This window comes from Massilia pseudoviolaceinigra (genome assembly GCF_030846505.1).
In the GTDB taxonomy this organism is placed as follows: Bacteria; Pseudomonadota; Gammaproteobacteria; order Burkholderiales; family Burkholderiaceae_D; genus Telluria_A; species Telluria_A violaceinigra.
Window position 1 is genome coordinate 180,001 of record NZ_JAVCWL010000009.1, and the last position, 17,231, is coordinate 197,231.

Sequence of the window (17,231 nt, forward strand, 5' to 3'; positions counted from 1 at the left end):
TGAATTGACACGACAAGGGCCACGCGAGTGGCCCTTTTTTGTGCCCGTGGTATTGGGAACGGGGGATTTGCCGGGCGCCGTGCTCGCGACGGCTTTACGTGTGCGAGCGCTCACTGGCGCCGCTCCTGCCCCTGGCGCAAACGCATGTGTTCCTGTCAAGTTTGCAACAACTGCCTGCGCCAGCCTCCCTCGGCTATTTCTCCAGACGAAAAAAAACCGCCCTGAAAAGAGCGGTTTAGCGGGCGTTCTGAACGCTTACTTGGATGCGGTAACCATGAAATCAACCGCTGCCTTGACTTCGTCATCCGATGCCGAGGAACCGCCTTTTGGAGGCATCATGCCAGCCTTGCCGGTATATCCCTTGATCGCGTGCTCGTACAGCAGTGGCGCGCCTTGCGCGATACGTGCGGTCCATGCTGCCTTGTCGCCGACTTTCGGCGCACCGGCGATACCTGCGCCGTGGCAAGCGATGCATGCGGAGTTGTAGACGGTCTTGCCTGTGTCAGCGGCCAGCTTTGGCGCTTCGGCCGGCGCTGCTGCTGCAGCCGGGGCCGCTGCGGGAGCTGCCGCCGGTGCTGCTGCTTCGACTGGCGCTGCTTCGACTGGCGCTGCTGCTTCGGCGGCTGCCGGGGCTGCGGCTGCGGCGGGAGCAGGAGCGGCTGGTTCCTTGAACTTGGCGCCGGACTGGTTTGCCATGTGCACGACTGCGCGCGCTACTTCGACATCGTCCAGATCAGGATTGCCGCCGCGGGCAGGCATGCCGCGGATACCGACGATTGCGTGCTTGACCAGCGTATCGTAGCCCTGAGCAATACGGGTAGCCCAGCCGCCGGCATCGCCGACCTTCGGTGCGCCACCGATGCCCGCGCCGTGGCAGGCCACGCAGTTGGCGGTGTACACGGCGTCGCCGGCGAGGAAAATCTTCGGCGCGTTGGCATCCTTGAGGGTGTAGCCGTCATCGGCCACCGGACGCAGACGCGCGGCGATCGCTTCGGCCTTCTGGCTGTCGGTGCCGGCGCCAGTGGTTTTCGTCGTCGTCACGAACGTTACCAGCAGAATGATGCCGATGACAGTGACGAGGAAGAAGCCGACCACCGCAGCGACGAGCTGCTTGGGTGTCCGGATCGCGGATTCGTGTTCGTTGTGTGCGTCGCTCATGATGTCCTTAGTACAATTTTCAAAAAGCTGCCGGCCGATCGTGTTCGCATGGAGGAACTTGCAAATACTCGCCAAACCCGCGATTATAGACTCAAAGCACCTCTTATGGAACGCAAATTCCCTGTAACGCGACACTTTCCATGGACGCGGGTACAGAAAAAACGGTATCCTTCGCGTTACGTTCGACATTCCTCAGCGCGGCTGTAGCTCAGTGGATAGAGTATTGGCCTCCGAAGCCAAGGGTCGTGGGTTCGATCCCCGCCAGCCGCACCAGAAAATCGTCCGACTTCCCACGGTTGTTGTGATTTTTCGGGAAAATTGACGTCAACACACAGACAACATCAACGCCCGAATGGCACTTCGTGGCCGCGCCGGCAATCTCAGAACCCCATGGCCGCGCCCAGCGGCGCGGCTTGCGCGGGCATCGCGCCGGCGTTGGCGGCGAGCGTCGCTGCCGGTGCATGGCTGCGGCCGACGCAAAAGTATTCCAGCCCCGCCGCGCTCGCTCGTTCGGGATCGTACAGGTTGCGCCCGTCAAACACGAGCGGGTTCAATAGCAGTTCGCGGACCTGCTCCAGGCAGACGCTGCGAAATTCCCGCCATTCCGTCACGATCAGCAGCGCGCTGGCGCCCGCCAGGGCAGCCATGGGGTCCGCAGCCAATTCGAGATCGTCGCGTTCGCCGTAAATACGGCGCGTTTCCTGCATTGCCGCCGGATCGTAGGCGCAGATGGACGCGCCCAGTTTCCACAGATGCTCCATGATGGAGCGGCTGGGCGCTTCGCGCATGTCGTCGGTGTCGGGCTTGAAGGCCAGGCCCCAGATGGCAATCCGCTTGCCGCGCAGGTCGTTCCCCAGGCGGCGCACCAGTTTGCGCGTCAGGACGTACTTTTGATGGGCATTGGCCTGTTCGACCGCGGCCACCACCCGCAGCGACACATCAACCTGCTGGCCCATCCGGCGCAGCGCCTGTACGTCCTTTGGAAAGCAACTGCCGCCATAGCCGGTGCCCGCGTAGAGGAAGTGGTAGCCGATGCGCTCATCGGCGCCAATGCCCTGGCGCACCCGCTCGATGTCGGCGCCCACCGCATCGGACAGGTTGGCCAGCTCGTTCATGAAGCTGATGCGCGTGGCGAGCATCGCGTTGGCCGCGTACTTGGTCAGTTCCGCGCTGCGCACATCCATCGTGACCATGCGTTCGTGGTTGCGCTGGAAGGGCGCGTACAGTTCGAGCAGGATCGGGCCGGCACGCTCGCCGGACGTGCCGATGACAATCCGGTCGGGCCGCATGAAGTCGGCAACGGCCGCGCCTTCCTTCAGGAATTCAGGGTTGCTGGCCACCTCGAACGTGGCGTCGCTGGCGCGGGCCGCCAATTCTTTGCAGATGACCTCGGCAACGCGCTCGGCCGTGCCAACCGGCACCGTACTTTTGTTGACGATGAGTTTGAATCCGGTCATGAAACGGCCGATATTGCGCGCCGCCGCCAGCACATGCTGGATGTCGGAGTCGCCGTCTTCGTCAGCCGGGGTGCCGACGGCGATGAACTGGACTGAGCCGAACTGCACCGCTTCGGCGATATCGGTCGAAAACCGCAGGCGGCCGGCGCGGGCATTGCGTTGCACCATGGCCTCCAGTCCCGGCTCATGGATGGGGATGCGTCCTTGGCGCAAATTGGCCACCTTCGCTACATCCAGGTCAAGGCACAGCACATCGTTTCCAACTTCAGCCAGACAGGTTCCAGTGACCAGGCCGACATAACCGGTACCAATAACAGTGATTTTCATAGGATCGTTTTCAATTTTCCTGTCAGCCCATCCACAGCACAAGTGTCGATATGATCAAGAACGGATTTCCGGGAGGATGGGCGGCGTCTTTTCGTGAAAAAATCGGCGGGAAGCATGCACGGCGAGATATTTTCTGGTTCGTGAAAATCGAAGAATCCCTGCCGGCCCAATATCAGGAAAACATATCGATAGTAAAGCCCGGACGCTCCGCAAATTCCTCGACCGCATACGACGAGGCGAACGCTCTTGCTACATGGTTGATCGCATCGAGTGAAGGATGGCGGTCATCTTCTTGCCATAGCATCATCTGCAATGGATTGGCCGCAAAAAACTCGTAGGACGGGAAATAGGAAACGAAGGGATCCCTGCAATGTTCGTCGAGCTGGCTGTAGATCGCCGACAAAAGGATCGCCTTGGAACGGCTGTTGGCGATATGCGGATGAAAACTCCCGTTAGCGTGCTTCAGCGGAACAGGAGACACGGTGAAAATGATGGGCGTCTCGGCGCCCTTGGCGGCGCGGATCAGGCCGATAATCTGGCGGATGTCATCCACGCATTCTTCAACGCTTAAAAAACGGTTATCAATGCGCTCGGACGCTTTTTCATCGAGAATTTTAACGCCGAGATAAGGCGCGCGATTCAGTGTCACCGGCACCCCGTCGATCGCGGTTTCCCACACATCCGACAGGCCCAGGGTGACGAAGAACGCGTCGGCCCGCTCGAATACCTCGCGCGACTGCGCCGCAATGTCGGCTTTGATGCGGCCAAGTTCCTCGATGCTCTGGGCATCGATACAGTGGCGCAATGCATCGCCATACACAGTCACGCCGTCATTTCTGCATACCCGCCAATCGACGTCAGGCACGCTGTATCCGGCGGCACGACGCAGCTCGTGAAGGATGGTGCGGCTATTGTAGTGAAGACCCCAGGACACTTCCGGAACCGCAAAGCCTTGGAACTTCAGCCAACGATTCATGTTGGCCGCAAAACAGCTGCCGATCGAGTAGATACAACTGCTTTTGCTCAGAAACCTCAAGGGATTGACGGGTTGCGTCAGCGGGCTGTCGTGCAGCACCCATTTACTCCCCGAATGTGGCATTGCGGAACGCCAAGACATAGATATTCCTCTATCCAAAGACACCGATTTACTTAATTAACAAAAAGCAATGAAATGACATTTTTGGCACGAAACAGAAACTGCTTCGCAAACGGGTTCGCCAGGAGGGCTGAAATGCGGCGGCGATGGAAGACAAGAATCACATTGATTTACTTGCAGATACCCTATATCCGCTCAAGCCAGCATTGCAGACCGTGAAATGCGCACCAAGCCAAGCGCCCTCACCAACCTGTCCCGAATAGAATGGGTGATGAATTGTGCATTGTTGCTTATAATACATTACTCTAAAGTGTATCCATTGGTCAAGACAATCTTTCAGCCCATTTTTCACCTTTGAATGCATCCGGCTCGCCGTGTATTTGCCGCTCTGGCGATGGCGCTTATCGACATAACGCGACGATTGTTTCGTGTACCCGGGTGCGCCCGATATCCGGGTTTTCCGGCGCGCTGGCGCGTGTGATGACGCGTTGAAGGGCTGGCGTTCCATGCCGGCCGCGATTATCGGAAGAAAGGGCGACATTCGATTGGCGGCAGAGTGCGGCAGGAGAATATGCAGGGTCGGCGGCGCCGGTATTGGCGCCGGCGCAGTGGCGGCGCTGCCCTGCGGCGGGCGGCTGGTCGTGGCGCTTATCCTTCGCCGGGCTGGTCGTCGGGATCGGTGTCCACATTGCGCGCCTGCGCCTGGTAGAGGCGGAAATACGCGCCTTCGCGCGCCATCAGCTCGTCGTGCGCGCCTTCTTCCACCACCTGGCCGCGCTCCAGCACGATCAGGCGGTCGGCGCTTTGCAGGGTCGACAGGCGGTGGGCGATGGCAATCGTGGTGCGTCCGCGCACCAGGTTGTCCAGGGCTTTCTGGATTTCCTTCTCGGTTTCCGAATCGACCGAGGAGGTGGCTTCGTCAAGGATCAGGATGCGCGGGTCGATCAGCAACGCGCGGGCAATCGAGATGCGCTGCCGTTCGCCGCCGGACAATGCCTGGCCGCGCTCGCCCACCATCGAATCGTAGCCTTGAGGCATACGCAGGATGAATTCATGGGCATGCGCGGCGCGCGCGGCGGCGATGATTTCCTCGCGGCTGGCGTCCGGCTTGCCGTAGGCCAGGTTCTCGGCAATGGTGCCGAAGAAAAGGAACGGTTCCTGCAGCACCAGGCCGATGTTGCGCCGGTACGCCGACAGCGGCAGCGAGCGGATATCGACCCCGTCGAGCAGGATGGCGCCCTCGGATACGTCGTAAAAGCGGCAGATCAGGTTGACCAGGGTGGTCTTGCCCGACCCGCTGTGGCCGACCAGGCCAACCATTTCACCCGCCTTGATGTCCAGGGAAATACCGCGGTTGACGGTCCGGTTGCCATAACGAAAGCCAACTGCGCGCAAGGTGATCGCACCGCGCACTTGCGGCAAGTGCACCGGCCTGGCCGGTTCGGGCACGCTGGAAACATGATCGAGGATGTCGAGAATGCGCTTGGCGGCCGAGGCCGACTGCTGGGTCGCCGAGACGATCCGGCTCATCGAGTCGAGGCGGCCATAAAAGCGGCTGCTGTAGGCGATAAAGGCGGTCAGCACGCCCACCGTGATGTGGCCCCTGGACAGGCGCTCGATGCCGCACACCCAGATCACCAGCAAGCCCAGTTCGGTGAGGAAGGAGAGCGTCGGCGAAAACAGCGACCAGATGCGATTCATTTTGTCGTTGGCCGCCAGATTGCGCTTGTTGGCGCCGCGGAAGCGCTGCGCTTCGCGCGCCTCACGGGCGAAGGCTTTGACGACCCGGATGCCGGGAATGGTATCGGCCAGCACATTGGTCACTTCGCCCCACACCCGGTCGATCTTTTGAAACCAGATGTCCAGGCGCTCGCGTACGGCGCGGATCAGGCCGGCGATGAAGGGCAGCGGCAGCAGGGCCACCGCCGCCAGCCACGGGTCGATCGAGCACAGGATCACGCCGGTCATGATGATGATCAGCATGTCCGAGGCAAAGTCGAGCAGGTGCAGCGAGAGAAACATGCAGATCCGGTCCGTGCCCCTGCCAATGCGCGACATCAGGTCGCCAGTGCGCTTGCCGCCGAAATAGTCCAGCGAGAGCGTGAGCAAATGCTCGTAGGTGGCCGTGCGCAGGTCGGCGCCGATGCGTTCGGACGCCAGTGCCAGCACATAGGTCTTGCCCCAGCCTAGTGCCCAGGCCAGCACGGCCGAGAGCAGCAAGCCGCCCATGTACATCGCCACCAGCGTCGGGTCGACCGGTTTGCCGTTCTGATAAGGAATCAGCACATTATCCATCAGCGGCATGGTCAGGTAGGGCGGAATCATGTGCGCCGCCGTGCTCATCAGCATGAGGGCGAAGCCCAGCGCCAGCTGGCCCTGGTGAGGTCTGGCAAAGCGCCACAGGCGCAACAGGATCCAGGTCGACGGCGCGCTGTACGCCACCCTGGTGCACAGCGGGCATGCTTGCCGGTCCGGTTCGAGCGCGGCCTTGCAGTGGGGGCAGGCATGCTGCTCGCCGCCTTGCAGCGGCACATTGCCGCACTGGCGGTCGCGCAGCGCGCAAAATTGTTCGACCAGGCGGCTCGCCACCAGATTCTGGCCCAGGGTAAAGCACCAGGCCGCCAGCCGGGCATCGGCATCGACGAGTTCCAGATGCCCGACCCCGGCGTGGTCATGGTGTTTTAATACCAGCGCGGGCCCGTACGGCCAGGCCGACCAGCCGCCCGATCCCGGCGCGCGCGCCAGGATCCGGCTTTGCGTGACCACCACCAGCCCCTTGGCGAAATGCAGCCGGGCATCGAGGTCCAGCACCAGGGCGCTGACAATGCTTTCCCCTTTGGAAAGTTGCTGCTGCACTTCGCGGCGCCAGATGGCCGGCAATTCGCTACGGTTCAGGAGAGGAGGGGGAAGCAATTCGCTTGTCATTGTGCAACATACTCCGGTCGATCTTTGCCGTATCGAAAAATTGCCTGATAAGAGGGGAAATGCCTGGAAAAAAATGTTGAGTATACAGCAAGATCGGAAGGCGGCAGGGGCCTCATGTGGCCGTATTGCCGTATTGCCATATTGCAGATACACTAACATAGCCGAGTTAGCCATGGCGCATACCCAGGGACAAGAACGGAAAAATGACCACAAAGAAAGACATCGACATTCTCCGCGTCAGCTATGTGCATGGGCCGAATGTCTGGAATTACCATCCGGTGATCGAAGCGATACTCGACATCGGCGAACTGGAGAATTTTCCGTCGAACACCATTCCGGGACTGTATGAGCGGCTGACGGCGCTGTTGCCCACGCTGGCCGGACACGCTTGCACCGTAGGCGGCCCGGGCGGCTTTTTCGCGCGCTTGCGCGAGGGCACTTACGCTGGCCATATCCTCGAACATGTGGTGCTGGAATTGCAAAACCTGATTGGCATGCAGACCGCTTTCGGCCGCACGCGCCAGGTGTCGGACCCCGGCACGATCTACAAAATGATGTTCCGCACCGACCAGGAACAGGTTGGCCGGGCCGCCCTGGCCGCCGGCCGCGACCTGCTGATGGCGGCGATCGACGGGCGGCCGTACGATGTGGCCGCGACCGTGGCCAGGCTGGGCGAGTTGGCCGAGCGCCTGTGCCTGGGGCCGAGCACGGCCCATATCGTCGAGACCGCCGCCTGGCGCGGCATTCCCGCGATCCGCCTCAACGAGGGCAACCTGGTGCAGCTGGGCCATGGCGCGCGCCAGCGCCGCATCTGGACCGCTGAAACGGAATTGACCGGTGCGCTGGCCGAAAGCATTTCCGGCGACAAGGATTTGACCAACAGGCTGCTGTTCTGGTGCGGCGTGCCGGTGCCGGACGGCGAGCTGGTGCGCAGCGCCGAGGCGGCTTGGGAAGAAGCCGTCGAGATCGGCTTGCCGGTGGTGCTCAAGCCGCACAACGGTAACCATGGGCGCGGCGTGTCGATCAACCTGAACAGCCGCGACGAGGTCAGCGCCGCCTATCACCTGGCCAGCCGCGAGGCCGACGGCGCCGGCGTGATCGTCGAATCGTTCGTGCGCGGTAACGAGCACCGCTTGCTGGTGGTGGACGGCCGCCTGGTGGCGGCGGCGCGCGGCGAACCGGCTTTTGTCAGCGGCGACGGCGCGGCCGACATCCTCGAACTGATCGAGCGGCAGATCAATGGCGATCCGCGGCGCGCCGCGCACGCGGCGCTGAACCGGATCGCCCTGGGCGAGTCGGACGAAATCATCCTCGAACTCGAACGCCAAGGCTTGACCGTGCGCTCGGTGCCGGCGGCCGGCCGCAAAGTACTGATCCAGCGCAATGGCAATGTCGATTGCGACGTCACCGACGAGGTCCATCCCAGCATCGCCGCCAGCGCCATCCTGGCCGCGCGCGTGGTCGGGCTGGACGTCGCCGGCATCGACCTGGTGGCGCAAGACATTTCCCGGCCGCTCGATCAGCAAGACGGCGCGATCGTCGAAGTCAATGCCAGCCCCGGTTTGCTGACGCACACGAAACCGGGCAGCGGCGCGCCGCGCGCGGTCGGCAAGGCCATCGTCAGACACCTGTTCGGCGTCCAGGCGCTTGACCCTGGCCGCATCCCCATCGTCGGCATTGCCGGCACCCGTGGCACCGCCCTGATCGCGCGGGTCATCGCCAGCCTGCTGCACATGAGCGGCAAGTATGTGGGCTTGAGCGGCCAGGACGGCCAGTGGCTCAATGGCCGCAAACTGCCGCAAGGCATCCTGGGCGAATGGGATGCGGCGCAGCGCTTGCTGATCAACCGCAATGTCGAGGCGGCCGTGTTCGAGAGCACCCCCCGCACCATGCTCGCCGACGGCCTGGCCTATGACAAATGCCTGGTCGGCGTGGTCACCGATGTTCCCCTGCCGGCCGGCCTGGAAGCGTTTTATATCCACGAGCGCGACCAGCTGGCCCGGGTGCTGCGCACCCAGGTCGACGTGATCTTGCCGCACGGCGTGGCGGTGCTCAACGCGGCCGACGAGCTGGTGGCCGGCATGGCCGGCCTGTGCGACGGCGACGTGATCTTGTATGGCCTGGACGGGCGCTTGCCGGCCATCGCCGCGCAGCGCGCGCTGGGCCGGCGCGCCGCCTTCATGCGCGACGGCCATGTCGTGCTGGCGCTGGGCGCCGACGAAACGGCCTTGCTGCCGCTGTCGCTGCTGAAACCGGCCGTGCTGGCCCAGAGCGAAGCGGTGCTGGCGGCGCTGGCCGCCGCCTGGGCCCTGGGGCTGGACCCGCACATGATCCGTGCCGGCATGCGCAACGCCGAGTAACAGACCAAGCCGCCCTTATCAAGGACCCGCCGCGCGCGGCAGATAACCCGACAGGACATGAACATGGATGTTTTACGCACACGCGCCTTGCGCGGCCCGAACCGGTGGAGCCGGCACACGGCGATCCAGGCAAACATTTCGTGCACGCCGCAAGAGCATGCGGTCGACCAGATGCCCGGCTTTGAGCTGCGCCTGCGGGCCCGTTTTCCCGGCATCGGGGCATTGCGCCCGTCTGGCCAGGACGCTGCGCTGTCGCTGGCGGGGGTGCTGGAAGCGGCCGCGCTGGCGCTGCAGGCGCAGGCCGGCTGCCCGGTCAGCTTCAGCCGCACCACCGAGGGCTTGACCCCGGGGATTTTCCTCACCGTGGTCGAATATACCGAAGAAGCCGTGGGCCTGCTGGCGGTGAAGCTGGCCGATGCGCTGTGCAAGGCGGCGCAGGCCGATACCCCATTCGACCTGGCCGATGCGCTGCGGCGCCTGCGCGAGCTCGATGAAAAGGTCCGCATGGGACCGGGTACGCGCGCCATCGTGCACAGCGCGCTGGCGCGCGGCATTCCGTTTCGCCGGCTGACCGAGGGCAGCAAGGTGACGCTCGGCTGGGGCAGCCGCCAGCGGCGCCTCCAGGCCCACGGCGCCAGGATGGATAGCACGGGGGCGATCGGGGCAGCGATCGCCCGGGACAAGAACCTGACCAGGAAGCTGCTCGACGCGGCCGGCGTACCGGTGCCGCCCGGCCGCACCGTGACCGACGCCGACGACGCCTGGGCGGCGGCGCTGCAGATCGGCCTGCCGGTTGTGGTCAAGCCGAAGGGGCGCAGCCAGGGCAAGGGCATCACGCTCAAGCTGTCCAGCCGCGAGCATGTCGAGGCCGCCTTCAAGGTGGCGCGCGCCTGCGGCGGCGACGTCATGGTCGAGCGCTTCCTGGCGGGCGACAATGTGCAGCTGCTGGTAATCGGCAACAAGCTGGTGGCTGCTGCGCGGCGCGAGCGGCCGCAGCTGGCCGGCGCCGGCCTCACCGATGCCACCGACGTTACCGACGTCACCGACGTCACCGGCGACGTGCATCCGGAGTTGGCCGCACAGGCCATCGAGGCGGCGCGGACAATCGGGCTGGACCTGTGCAGCGTGGACCTGGTCTGCCGCGGCGTGCTGCAGCCGATCGGGGAGCAGCAGGGCGGGGTGATCGGGGTCAACGCCGCGCCCGACCTGCGCATGTATCTGGCGCCATCGTTCGGCCACGGGCGGCCGGTCGGCGAAGCGATCGTCTCGTGCCTGTTCCCCGACGGCGCGCACGGGCGCATTCCTGTGGTGGCGGTCACCGGCGCCAACGGCAAGACCACCACCGTGCGCCTGATCGCCCACCTGCTCGGCAGCGCGGGACTGCGCACCGGGATGACCAATACCGACGGCATGTATTTCGAGGGCCGGCGCATCGCCCGCAGCGATTGCAGCGGCCCGCGCAGCGCGCGCAAGATGCTGCTGCACCCGCAGGCCGATGCGGCGGTGTTTGAAGTGGCACGCGGCGGCCTGCTGCGTGAGGGCCTCGGCTTCGACCGCTGCCAGGTGGCGGTGGTGACCAACATCCGCAGCGGCGACCATCTGGGCCTGAACCACATCGCAACCGTCGAGGAGCTGGCGGCGGTCAAACGGGTGATCGTGCAAACGGTCGGCCGCGACGGGATGGCGGTGCTCAACGCGGACGACCCGAGCGTGGCTGGCATGGCCGCCGCCTGCCACGGCCAGGTGACGTTGTTCGGCAGCGGCGCCAACCCGCTGATCGCCTCCCATCTGGCGCAGGGCCGGCGTGTGATGCATGTCGAGGACGGCCAGCTGGTGGCCACCGACGGCAAGGAGCGCCATACGGTGGCACTGGCGGCGGTGCCGGTGACGCTCGGCGGCAGCATCGGCTTCCAGCTCGAGAACGTGATGGCGGCAGTGGCGGCGGCGTGGGGCGTGGGCATCGACTGGGATGCGATCCGCCTCGGCCTGGCGACGTTTGTCAACGACCCCGGCAACACGCCGGGCCGCTTCAACGTCTTCAACTACCGCGGTGCCACCGTGATTGCCGACTTCGGCCACAACCAGGACGCCATGCGGGCCCTGGTGCAGGCGGTGGAAACCATGCCGGCCCGGCGCCGCTCGGTGGTGATCAGCGGCGTGCCCGACCGGCGCGAGGAAGACTTGCGCGAGCAGACCCAGATCCTCGGCCAGGCCTTCGACGACGTGCTGCTGTACCACGATCCGTACCGCAGCGGTGCGCGGGCCGGCGGCGACGTCGTGAAGCTGCTGCGTGCCGGCCTGGAAAGCGCCGCGCGCACCACCCACGTGGCCGAGATCGAGGGTGAATTCCTGGCCATCGACACGGCGCTGGGCCGCCTGCGGGAGGGCGATCTCTGCCTGATCCTGATCAGCCAGGTGGAGGACGCGCTGGCCCACCTGGTCAGCCGCGGCGCCCTGGCCGCGTAGAACGTGCTCAGTGATACGCCGATCGGGCACGCTATTAATAACCCTGGCCCGGCCGGATTACCGGAGGCCGGGTTACCGGACGCCGGATTACCGGACGCCGGGTTACCGGAAATGCCTGCCGGCGGGCGTCCGAAAAAACGACCAAGGCTGGCCTTTAAATATCTTGCATATCCATTGACAAAAACAGGAGCCCGAATTAGCATCTAAGCATGCTTGGCTATGTGTTAACACTGGTACAGGGGAAACGGGCGTCGTCCGGCGTATTTTCGCCGACCCTGTCCTGCATGTGTCCGGTCACGTAATGTAAATACCGTCGCGCGCGGCGCCGGTGGGGTTTTGAAAGCGCCGTGGCGCGGGATGCGGTCTTATCTTTTCCATGGGGCGCAGGCGTATGCACGCTGCCCGTGGAGCGAATGTCCCGGTCTTGAAAATGCTGACCCGCCCTATGCGCCATTCAGTAGCGGGCTGGCGTTGAATGTAATGTCTGGGGTATTAATTGGAAAATAGTATTAGACAGGATATCTGGGTCATCAGCTGCTATTCCAATCCATTGGGCTACCGCACGCGGCGTCAGAATTTCGAGCGCTTTGCGGCATCGATCGTCAGGCAGGGCGGCAACTTGCTGGTTCTGGAAAAAGCGGAAGTGGATAGCCAGTTCGATCTCGACGAACAAGCCTACAACTGCGTACGTCTGCGCGGCGACGGGCTGATATGGCAGAAGGAGAGGATGCTGAATCTGGCGCTCCGGCATTTACCTCCCGAATGCCGGAAGGTGGTGTGGGCCGATGGCGACATACTGTTCGAAGCGCCAAATTGGCTGGCACTGACATCGGACGCCTTGGAACACGATATCGTCGTGCAGCCATTTGATCGCAGCGTGCGGCTTCCGTATGGCCATCTCGAATATCGCGGTGAATCCCAGGAGAATAGCGGAGTGACCGAGTCATTCGCCTCCTGCTACCAGCGCGACGCCGCTCTGTCGCGCAACGAGATTTACGCAAACCATGGCCATACCGGCTATGCATGGGCAGCCCGCCGCGATTTCCTCGAAACCTGCGGTTTATACGATGTGTGCATCACGGGCAGCGGCGATCATCTGATGGCACATGCATTTGCCGGCGCGCTATCGTCACCGTGTATCGCAAAAATGATCGGCGAAGGGCATGCCTTTGCACGGCATTTCGCGCGCTGGGCGCAGAAGGCGGATGGGATTTGCCAGGGCCGTCTCGGCTTCGTGCCGGGCACCGTGCTGCATTTGTGGCACGGCTCCCTGGCCAACCGGCGATATTTCGTGCGGAATCAGGAAGTCAAGGAATTGGATTTCGATCCCGAACGGGATATGCGGCTCGATGCCAACGGCCTGTGGACGTGGGCGGATTCGGCCGGGCACCTGCGTGAATGGTCCGCAGCCTTTTTCAAGTCGCGCCATGAGGATGATGTCGAGGAAGCAGCCGCGGCGTAAGGGGCCGCAAAAACCGCGGCATGGGCGCCCATGTTGATTTTTCGATGTTCAGTTAAGCGGCGAAACATTGTTTATGAAATATAACAAAATCGGTGTGATCGGGGCTGGCGTGATTGGCAGGGGAGTGGCGCAATCGTTCGCGCAAACCGGCCATTCGGTGGTGCTGCTGGATGTATCGGCATCGATACTGGACGACGCAAAAAGCGATATCGCCAGGGGTTTGCGCCTGTCATCGCTGACCGATCCGACGCTGCGCGGTTTAAATCACGCGGAGATTCTGTCGAGGATCGGCTTCACGACCGATTATGCGCATCTGGCCGAGACAGAATTTGTCGTCGAAAACGTGACCGAGAACTGGGACGTCAAGGAAGCCGTGTACCGGTCGCTCGACCGCATTTGCCCTGAACATTGCATATTTGCCGTCAATACGTCGGCCATTCCCATTGCGCGCGTCGCCGCGATTACCTCGCGGCCGGCATCGGTCATCGGTATTCACTTCATGAATCCGGTGCCAAAAAAGCAGTTTGTCGAGCTCATCACCAGCGAGCACACTGGCGCCGATACGGTGAAGGTCACGCTTGAGATTCTTGAGCAATTGGGCAAGAAGGCAATCTTCGTCAACGATCAGCCCGGTTTTGTATCGAACCGGATCATGATGCTGATGATTAATGAATCGATTGCCACGCTGGCCGACGGCGTCGCCACCGCGGAAGCTGTGGACAGCATTTTCGTGAACTGTTTTGCCCACAAGATGGGCCCGCTGGCGACGGCGGATTTGATTGGGCTCGATACCATTCTGCATACGCTCGACGTCTTGCATGACAGTTATCGTAGTCCCAAATTTGAAGCCTGCTCCCTGCTGCGCGACATGGTGCAATCGGGAAGGCTCGGCCGTAAATCCGGGCGCGGGTTCTTTGAGTACAATAATTTGACAGCGGGCAGCAATGGGCATTAAGCAAAAAATCAGGGACTATTTTTCCAAGACAATCTCCGCGCAGGTGAAGGATGAGGATGACGTTTTCAGCCTGGGCGTGGTGGATTCACTGTTTGCCTTGCAACTTGTGCTTTTTGTGGAGCAAGAGTTCGATGTGCAGGTCGAGGGCGACGATCTTAATCTCGACCATTTTTGTACGATTAATGCGATCCATTCATTCGTCGAAGCCAAGCGTGCTCTCGTGAGCCAATAATGGATTTACGGTTGACCGACGAGCAGAAAGAATGCCGCGACCGGGCGCGCCGTTTTGCGGCGGCTCACATTTTGCCGCTAGCTCAGCACATCGATCGCGATAAAGTCCTGCCGCAAGCGCTGATCGAGGCGCTATGCGCCGAGGGCTGGCTGGGCGCCGCTCTGCCGACCCAATGGGGCGGGGGCGGCATGGATCCGGTTGCGTATGGCTTGGCCACCGAAGAAATCGGCAAGGCTTGCTCGTCGGTGCGCAGCCTGTTAACCAGCCATAACATGGCTACCCAGGCGATCTTACGGCATGGTAATGCCGGACAAAAGGAGCGCTACCTGCCTGAGTTGTGTGCCGGACGTAAGATCATATCGTTTGCGCTGACCGAGGAGAATGCCGGCAGTGCGGCCAGGTCGATCGCTACCGACGCTGTCGAGAATGGCCCGACGTATCGCGTGAACGGTACCAAACTATGGATCACCTGCGGCCTGATTGCCCATGTCTATCTGGTGTTTGTCCGGTCCGATGATAAACACCTTGCCCTCGTGATCGAACGGGAACGTCCCGGCGTGGCTGTCGAGCCGATGCCAGAGGTCCTTGGTACCAGAGGTTCGATGCTGGCACGCCTGCAGCTAAGCGACGTTGACGTCCCCGTTTCACAACGCATAGGCGCGGTGGGTGCCGGCATCTCTTTTGTCGCCAATACGGCATTGGATCATGGCCGTTTTTCCGTCGCCTGGGGTGCGGCCGGGATTATCCAGGCTTGCCTCGATGCCACGCATTCGTATGTAAAACAACGCCAGCAGGACGGCCACAGCCTGGCGGAGCATCAGCTGGTCAGGCGGCAGCTGACGGATATGTTATTGGCTTATACCAGCGTGCGCGCGCTGTGTTTTCGTAGTGCTTGCCTGAGGAACACCGGTGATCAACGTGCGGCGATGGAGACAATGCTCGCAAAATATCATGGCGCCAGTTCCGCAGTGGAAACAACGACCAATGCCCTGCGAATGCATGGAGCCAATGGCTACAGTCTCGACTATCCCGTCGAACGTTATCTGCGCGATGCCATGGCCCTGGAAATCATCGAAGGCACAAGAGAAATGAATCAAGTCGGGCTTGCTTCGTATGCGCTGCAATGGCCACATATCAATGAATAATCTCGGCTCCGCGAAAAGCGCATGAAAAATACTCCAAGAATCAAATGCGTCATCTGGGATCTGGATGGGACCATTTGGAATGGCACCTTGCTGGAAGATTCCGCTGTCGAGCTTAAATCCGGCATCGCGGATTTGATCAGGACCCTGGATTCGTACGGCATTCTTCAATCGGTGGCGAGCAAGAATGATCATGATGTCGCATGGCCGGTTCTGGAGTCGATGCAGCTCGCGCAATATTTTCTGCATCCACAGATAAACTGGGCGGGCAAAGCCGATTCGGTCCGGGCAATTGGCGAGCGGCTCGGGATCGGTCTCGATACCTTGGCCTTGATTGACGATCGTATTGAAGAGCGCGATGAGGTTCAATATTTTCTGCCGCAGGTGACGGCGATCGATGGCGCGGATAGCGGCGATCTTTTGAATCTGCTGTGCCTGCAGCCTGGTGTCGTCACCGACGATGGGCGCGAGCGGCGCAAGATGTACCAGGCCGATATCGCCAGGACCGATGCGGAAGAAAAATTCGAGGGCAAGCGCGATGCATTTTTGCAGACCCTGGGCATGCGGATGACAATCAGTCGCGCCGGCAGGGATGATCTGCGGCGGGCGGAAGAGCTGACCCTGCGAACGAATCAACTCAATACCACGGGCCGCACGTATTCTTTTGACGAGCTGGAAGCGTTGGCCAACTCCCCTGATCACCTTTTGCTGGTTGCCAAATTGGAAGATTGTTATGGCAGCTACGGGACGATCGGTTTGACCTTGGTGGAGAAAAATGCCACGGCATGGACGATCCAGCTGTTGATCATGTCTTGCCGGGTGATCACGCGCGGCGTGGGATCGGTCCTGATCGGCTACTTGCTGCGCCTGGCGACCGATGCCGGCGTGCATTTACGCGCGGATTTTTGTCATACCGGACGCAATCGCCAAATGTATATGACGTATAAGTTTTCCGGATTTCGCGAGCTGGCCACGACCGCTGATTCGGTCGTCCTGGAACATGACCTGCGGCGTATCAATCCCTATCCCGGATACATCTCGGTAACCAGCGAGCAATGATGAACCAGGCCCGCCATGCATGTGACCCTGCAGGGCAGCGAATATTGATGGGCTCAAGGTTTCGGAATCAACACAACGGCATGGGACCAGAATTTCGTTTATGAACAGAATTCCGCGAAAAGAATCGGTCAGGTTGCAAGCGAACCAGAAATACGATTCCATGACCAGCATGCTGGGTACCGCCGTTTTCCTGATCCTGGGTTGCGCCAGGTACCGGTTGCTCCGGGTTGCGAGTGTCGGAGGATGGCTGCAATCGCCGATTCTGTTGAAGCAGATCTGCTTTTTCTATGACACGCTGGGTAATCCGATCGGGTATATCACATGGGCCTATTTGTCTGCCGATGTGGAACAACGCTTTGTCGCGGATCCGGATTTTCTGCTGCATTTTAGCGAGTGGAACGAAGGCGAGCGGCTCTGGATAATCGATTTTGTCGCTCCCAATGGAATGGTGCGGGAAATCGTCGATTACATCAGGCGCCATCTGTTCAGCGAGTTTTCGGAGGCGCGCTACGTCCGGCGCGATGCGAGCGGCAAGGTACGCAAGGTGTGTGTCTGGCCGCATGCAACGAATCGAATGATCGGATGAGTGACG

Annotated in this window: 12 protein-coding genes and 1 tRNA gene; 9 read left to right on the forward strand and 4 right to left on the reverse strand. The window is 61.7% G+C overall.

What is annotated here, in order from left to right; translation table 11 throughout:
- Window positions 1–255 precede the first annotated feature (255 nt).
- Window positions 256–1,158: a c-type cytochrome gene (locus tag RBA40_RS11265; protein ID WP_306647962.1), complete on the reverse strand. Its 903-nt coding sequence runs from the start codon at window positions 1,156–1,158 to the stop codon at window positions 256–258.
- A gap of 197 nt (window positions 1,159–1,355) precedes the next feature.
- Between RBA40_RS11265 and RBA40_RS11270 the strand changes: the two genes are divergently transcribed.
- Window positions 1,356–1,431, forward strand: a tRNA-Arg gene (locus RBA40_RS11270).
- A 107-nt stretch (window positions 1,432–1,538) separates the two neighbouring features.
- On the opposite strand, the gene RBA40_RS11275 is transcribed toward RBA40_RS11270, so the two are convergent.
- The 3 genes from RBA40_RS11275 to RBA40_RS11285 all read right to left on the reverse strand — a co-directional run bounded on the left by RBA40_RS11275 (window position 1,539) and on the right by RBA40_RS11285 (window position 6,963).
- Window positions 1,539–2,942 (reverse strand): UDP-glucose dehydrogenase family protein, encoded by a 1,404-nt coding sequence (locus tag RBA40_RS11275; protein WP_306647963.1) that lies wholly within the window; start codon window positions 2,940–2,942, stop codon window positions 1,539–1,541.
- 172 nt (window positions 2,943–3,114) lie between these two features.
- The gene (locus RBA40_RS11280) at window positions 3,115–4,059 is read right to left on the reverse strand and encodes a GSCFA domain-containing protein (protein WP_306647964.1); all 945 of its coding nucleotides are present in this window, start codon (window positions 4,057–4,059) and stop codon (window positions 3,115–3,117) included.
- A 627-nt stretch (window positions 4,060–4,686) separates the two neighbouring features.
- Window positions 4,687–6,963 carry a cyanophycin metabolism-associated ABC transporter gene (locus RBA40_RS11285; RefSeq protein ID WP_306647965.1) on the reverse strand — a complete coding sequence of 759 codons (2,277 nt, stop codon included), beginning with the start codon at window positions 6,961–6,963 and terminating at the stop codon, window positions 4,687–4,689.
- 203 nt (window positions 6,964–7,166) lie between these two features.
- Between RBA40_RS11285 and RBA40_RS11290 the strand changes: the two genes are divergently transcribed.
- From RBA40_RS11290 to RBA40_RS11325, 8 genes are all read left to right on the forward strand, one after another.
- Window positions 7,167–9,323 carry a cyanophycin synthetase gene (locus RBA40_RS11290; protein ID WP_306647966.1) on the forward strand — a complete coding sequence of 719 codons (2,157 nt, stop codon included), beginning with the start codon at window positions 7,167–7,169 and terminating at the stop codon, window positions 9,321–9,323.
- A 63-nt stretch (window positions 9,324–9,386) separates the two neighbouring features.
- Window positions 9,387–11,789, forward strand: a complete 2,403-nt coding sequence (locus tag RBA40_RS11295; RefSeq protein ID WP_306647967.1) for a Mur ligase family protein — start codon at window positions 9,387–9,389, stop codon at window positions 11,787–11,789.
- Window positions 11,790–12,285: 496 nt separating this feature from the next.
- A complete protein-coding gene (locus RBA40_RS11300; protein ID WP_306647968.1) occupies window positions 12,286–13,251 on the forward strand; it encodes a hypothetical protein in 966 nt (321 codons plus the stop codon).
- Between the two features lie 73 nt (window positions 13,252–13,324).
- On the forward strand, window positions 13,325–14,206 hold the full coding sequence (locus RBA40_RS11305; protein ID WP_306647969.1) for a 3-hydroxyacyl-CoA dehydrogenase family protein: 882 nt from the start codon (window positions 13,325–13,327) through the stop codon (window positions 14,204–14,206).
- Window positions 14,196–14,438, forward strand: a complete 243-nt coding sequence (locus RBA40_RS11310) for an acyl carrier protein (RefSeq protein WP_306647970.1) — start codon at window positions 14,196–14,198, stop codon at window positions 14,436–14,438. The genes RBA40_RS11305 and RBA40_RS11310 overlap by 11 nt, the downstream gene beginning before the upstream one ends.
- 11 nt (window positions 14,439–14,449) lie before the next feature.
- On the forward strand, window positions 14,450–15,583 hold the full coding sequence (locus RBA40_RS11315; RefSeq protein ID WP_306647971.1) for an acyl-CoA dehydrogenase family protein: 1,134 nt from the start codon (window positions 14,450–14,452) through the stop codon (window positions 15,581–15,583).
- Window positions 15,584–15,604: 21 nt separating this feature from the next.
- Window positions 15,605–16,639 (forward strand): HAD-IIIC family phosphatase, encoded by a 1,035-nt coding sequence (locus RBA40_RS11320; protein WP_306647972.1) that lies wholly within the window; start codon window positions 15,605–15,607, stop codon window positions 16,637–16,639.
- A 100-nt stretch (window positions 16,640–16,739) separates the two neighbouring features.
- Window positions 16,740–17,225: a toxin-activating lysine-acyltransferase gene (locus RBA40_RS11325; RefSeq protein WP_306647973.1), complete on the forward strand. Its 486-nt coding sequence runs from the start codon at window positions 16,740–16,742 to the stop codon at window positions 17,223–17,225.
- The last annotated feature ends 6 nt before the right edge of the window (window positions 17,226–17,231 follow it).